The sequence below is a fragment of the Lacimonas salitolerans genome, assembly GCF_042677865.1.
GTDB classification, from domain to species: Bacteria; Pseudomonadota; Alphaproteobacteria; order Rhodobacterales; family Rhodobacteraceae; genus Lutimaribacter; species Lutimaribacter salitolerans.
The window spans coordinates 1-4699 of sequence record NZ_JBHUDD010000114.1; the positions used below are offsets into that span (position 1 = coordinate 1).

A 4699-nucleotide genomic window follows, 5' to 3' on the forward strand; every position below is an offset into this window, starting at 1 on the left:
CAAGACAGACAGCAGTTTCTCAGCCTTCATAGCCCTCGCAGCGACCGTTATTCGCCTCAGATGAACGTCAACAGGCCCTAATCAAAACGATGAATTGTGGAAATGCGCAACATAGCTGTTGAAATGTTCCGGTTTTGATCTCATAAAGGGCTTGGGAACAAATTGTGAACAACAGGCAAGTGTTGCCGCCCCGGACAGGGTGTGGAATAACGGATCGGAGCATTCCAAAATGGCAGATCTACTCAGCATGGACAGCAAGAAAAACGCCGACAAGCAAAAGGCGCTCGACAGTGCGCTGGCCCAGATCGAACGGCAGTTCGGCAAGGGCTCGATCATGAAGATGGGCGGCGAGCATCAGGTCAGGGACATCGAAGCGACATCGACCGGGTCGCTGGGTCTGGATATCGCGCTGGGGATCGGCGGCCTGCCCAAGGGGCGGATCATCGAGGTATATGGGCCCGAATCCTCGGGCAAGACGACGCTGACGCTGCATTGCATCGCGGAAGAGCAGAAAAAAGGCGGTGTCTGCGCCTTTGTCGACGCCGAGCATGCGTTCGACCCGCAATACGCCAAGAAGCTGGGCGTGGATCTGGACGAATTGCTGATCAGCCAGCCCGATACCGGCGAACAGGCGCTCGAGATCGTCGATACGCTGGTGCGCTCGGGTGCGATCAGCATGGTCGTGATCGATTCGGTTGCCGCGCTGACGCCGAAATCCGAGCTTGAGGGCGACATGGGCGACAGCAATGTCGGCGTGCAGGCCCGCCTGATGAGCCAGGCGATGCGCAAGCTGACCGGTTCGATCAGCCGCAGCAACTGCATGGTGATCTTCATCAACCAGATCAGGATGAAGATCGGCGTGATGTTCGGCAGCCCCGAAACCACCACGGGCGGCAATGCGTTGAAATTCTACAGCTCGGTGCGGCTGGATATCCGGCGGATCGGATCAATCAAGGACCGCGACGAGGTCGTCGGCAATGCGACCCGCGTCAAGGTGGTCAAGAACAAGGTCGCCCCGCCGTTCAAGCAGGTGGAATTCGACATCATGTATGGCGAAGGCATCTCGAAGATGGGCGAGCTTTTGGATCTGGGCGTCAAGGCCGGCGTGGTCGAGAAATCCGGCGCCTGGTTCAGCTATGGTGACGAGCGGCTTGGTCAGGGGCGTGAAAATTCCAAGACGTTCCTGCGGGAAAACAAGGCCATGGCGCTGGAGATCGAGGACAAGATCCGCGCCGCCCATGGGCTGGAATTCGACATGACCGATGTGGACAAGGTCGACGAGGATGAGGTGTTCGAGGGCTGACGCCCTTGGACAGGTTCAGAAAACGCTGACGGGAACGGCCGAAATCCCCCGGTCGCCGACGGGCGGCCGAGAATACTCCGGAAACGGGGCTCCGCACGCGGGGCCCCGTTTTCGTTCCGGCTTATGGACACTGCCGCGACGGGGCGATACATCTGCGCGAAACCTGATCACGAGGCCCCAAATGCCCACGCTGAATGACATTCGTTCCAGTTTTCTGAATTATTTCAACAAGCAGGGGCATGAAATCGTGCCGTCCAGCCCGCTGGTGCCGCGCAACGATCCGACACTGATGTTTGCCAATTCCGGCATGGTGCAGTTCAAGAACCTGTTCACAGGGCTGGAGCATCGCGACTATCAGCGCGCAACATCGGCGCAGAAATGCGTGCGCGCGGGCGGCAAGCACAACGATCTGGACAATGTGGGCTATACCGCGCGGCATCATACCTTCTTTGAAATGCTGGGGAATTTCAGCTTTGGCGACTATTTCAAAGAAGACGCCATCCCCTTTGCATGGGAACTAATCACCAAGGAACTGGGCATCCCGGCGGACCGGCTGCTGGTCACGGTCTATCACACCGATGACGAGGCGGCGGATCTGTGGAAAAAGGTGGCCGGGCTGCCGGATGAGCGGATCATCCGCATCGCCACCGATGACAATTTCTGGATGATGGGGCCGACCGGGCCGTGTGGTCCGTGCTCGGAAATATTTTTCGACCATGGCGATCGGTATTGGGGTGGCCCGCCGGGGTCGCCCGAGGAGGACGGCGACCGGTTCGTGGAGATCTGGAACCTGGTTTTCATGCAGTACGAGCAGTTCGAGGATGGCACCCGCCGCGATCTCCCCAACCAGTCGATCGACACCGGCATGGGGATCGAGCGGGTGGCCGCGCTGTTGCAGGGCACCAATGACAATTACGCCACCGATCTGATCCGCAGCCTCATCGAGGCCAGTGCGGATGCCAGCAGCACCGATCCTGACGGGCCGGGCAAGATCCATCACCGGGTGATCGCGGATCACCTGCGCTCGACCTCGTTCCTGATTGCGGACGGGGTGATGCCGTCCAATGACGGGCGCGGCTATGTGCTGCGGCGGATCATGCGGCGGGCGATGCGGCACGCGCATCAACTGGGGGCGCGCGATCCGCTGATGTATCGGCTGGTGCCCGCGCTGGTGCATCAGATGGGCGCGGCCTATCCTGAACTGGGCCGGGCGCAGGCCCTGATCGAAGAGACGCTGAAGCTGGAGGAGTCGCGGTTCAAGCAGACGCTGGACCGGGGGCTCAAGCTGCTGGATGACGAGCTGGCCGACCTGCCCGAGGGCGCGGCGCTGCCGGGGGCTGCGGCGTTCAAGCTGTATGACACCTATGGGTTTCCGCTGGATTTGACGCAGGATGCGCTGCGTGAAAAGGGGCGCGGCGTGGATACCGACGGGTTCGATGCGGCGATGGCCGAGCAGAAGGCCAAGGCGCGTGCCGCCTGGGCCGGGTCGGGCGAGGCGGCGGACGCGGCGATCTGGTATGATCTGTCCGAGGCGCATGGCGCGACCGATTTTCTGGGCTATGACACCGAGGTGGCCGAGGGCCAGATCGCGGCGCTGGTGCAGGACGGGGCCGAGGTGGCCAGTGCCGCGACGGGTCAGGCGGTGCAGATCGTGATGAACCAGACACCGTTCTATGCCGAATCCGGCGGGCAGGTGGGTGACACCGGCCTGATCCGCACCGATGGCGGACTGGCGCGCGTGACAGATACGAAAAAGGTCGCGGGCGTGTTCATCCATATCGCCACGGTCGAAGATGGCGAGATCGCGCGCGGGTCGGCGGCGGTGCTGGAAGTGGATCATGCCCGGCGCACGGCCATTCGCGCCAATCACTCGGCCACACACCTTTTGCACGAGGCATTGCGCCGCGCGCTGGGGGATCACGTGGCGCAGCGCGGCAGCCTGAACGCCGAGGACCGTCTGCGGTTCGATTTCAGCCATGCCAAGGCGCTGAGCGAGGCGGAACTGGTGCAGGTCGAGGATGAGGTGAACGCCTTTATCCGCCAGAACAGCCCCGTCAGCACGCGGATCATGACACCGGATGACGCGCGCGCCATCGGGGCGCAGGCGCTGTTTGGCGAGAAATACGGCGACGAGGTGCGCGTCGTGTCGATGGGCACGCAGGACGGCAGCGGCAAGGGGGCCGACGGGCAGACCTATAGCCTGGAACTGTGCGGTGGCACCCATGTGCGCCAGACCGGCGATATCGGCATGTTCGTGCTGCTGGGCGACAGCGCCAGCAGCGCGGGTGTGCGGCGGATCGAGGCCCTGACCGGGGCGCCGGCGCTGGCGCATCTGCACGCGCAATCGGCGCAGCTGACGGCGGTGGCAAGCGAGCTGCGCACCTCGCCGGGCGAGGTGGCCGAGCGGGTGCGTGCAGTGCTGGACGAGCGCAAGCGGTTGGAGAACGAGGTGGCGCAACTGCGCCGTGAACTGGCCATGGCCGGTGGCGCGGGGCAGGGCGGCGGTGCCGAGGCCGAGGATGTCGGCGGCGTGAAATTCCTGGCGCAGAGCCTGAGCGGTGTGTCGGGCAAGGATCTGCCGTCGCTGATCGACGAGCACAAGACGCGCATCGGATCCGGGGCCGTGCTGCTGATCGCCGATGCCGGTGGCAAGGCGGCGGTGGCGGCGGGCGTGACGGATGACCTGACCGGGCGGCTGTCTGCGGTCGATCTGGTCAAGGCTGCAGTCGCGGCGCTGGGGGGCAAGGGCGGCGGTGGCCGGCCCGACATGGCGCAGGGCGGCGGCAAGGACACGGCCAATGCGGCCCAGGCAATCGAGGCCGCCAAGGCCGTCATCGGAGGATAAGACATGCCCGCACTCTGGATCGCCCATGTGACCGTGACCGACGCGGACGCCTATGCAAAATACGCCGAACTTGCGGGGCCTGCCATCGCCAAGCATGGCGGGACCTTCATCGCGCGGGGTGGCCGGTTCGTGCAACTGGAAGGCACCGAGCGCCCGCGCAACGTCGTTGCGCGGTTCGACAGCGTGGATGCGGCGGTGGCCTGCTACAACAGCCCCGAGTATCAGGCGGCGCTGGACCATGCGCGCGGCGCGTCCGAGCGCGAATTGATGGTCGTCGAAACGTCAGAGTGACTGGCCTGCGCGGCGGGGTGTCCTAGGTTCCGTTCCAAGACAGGAGGGACCGATGCTGCGACTTTTGACCGTGCTGTTTTGCCTGACTCTGCCCGGACTTGCGGCGGCAAATGACTGGGCCGCTTTGGAGCGGCCCGGCGCGATTGCCCTGATGCGGCACGCGCTGGCCCCTGGCACGGCAGGGCAATCGCTTTTGGCATTAAGCCATTGCTATGTTTGTGAGAATCGAGCGCAGGAAGGTGTCATCCCAGCCTGCGCGC

General features: G+C 63.7%; 3 protein-coding genes and 1 pseudogene. All 4 read left to right on the forward strand.

The genetic code is table 11. The annotated features are described in order from the left end of the window. Positions 1 to 229 precede the first annotated feature (229 nt). Positions 230 to 1303, forward strand: coding sequence for a recombinase RecA (gene recA, locus ACFTOW_RS13860; RefSeq protein ID WP_379916701.1), 1074 nt, complete (start codon positions 230 to 232; stop codon positions 1301 to 1303). A gap of 181 nt (positions 1304 to 1484) precedes the next feature. Next, positions 1485 to 4148 carry an alanine--tRNA ligase gene (gene alaS / locus ACFTOW_RS13865; RefSeq protein WP_379916703.1) on the forward strand — a complete coding sequence of 888 codons (2664 nt, stop codon included), beginning with the start codon at positions 1485 to 1487 and terminating at the stop codon, positions 4146 to 4148. Between the two features lie 3 nt (positions 4149 to 4151). Further along, positions 4152 to 4439: a DUF1330 domain-containing protein gene (locus tag ACFTOW_RS13870; RefSeq protein ID WP_379916705.1), complete on the forward strand. Its 288-nt coding sequence runs from the start codon at positions 4152 to 4154 to the stop codon at positions 4437 to 4439. Positions 4440 to 4491: 52 nt separating this feature from the next. After that, positions 4492 to 4699 (forward strand): annotated as a pseudogene (locus ACFTOW_RS13875) (hypothetical protein); the annotation flags it as partial.